General features: G+C 51.8%; 1 rRNA gene. It reads right to left on the reverse strand.

Features of this window, described 5'->3' with window-relative positions:
* Positions 1 to 226, reverse strand: a 16S ribosomal RNA gene (locus tag GQR39_RS20105); the annotation flags it as partial.

A 226-nucleotide genomic window follows, 5' to 3' on the forward strand; every position in this document is an offset into this window, starting at 1 on the left:
CCGTACTCCCCAGGCGGTCTATTTAATGCGTTAGCTTTGAATCCCACGGCATATAGCCACAAAATTCTAATAGACATCGTTTACTGCGTGGACTACCGGGGTATCTAATCCCGTTTGCTCCCCACGCCTTCGCGCCTCAGCGTCAGTCTTTGTCCAGGTGGCCGCCTTCGCCACTGGTATTCCTTCAGATCTCTACGCATTTCACCGCTACACCTGAAATTCTACC

Origin of the sequence: Pseudoalteromonas sp. C8 (assembly GCF_011378685.1) — a bacterium.
GTDB lineage: Bacteria > Pseudomonadota > Gammaproteobacteria > Enterobacterales > Alteromonadaceae > Pseudoalteromonas > Pseudoalteromonas arctica.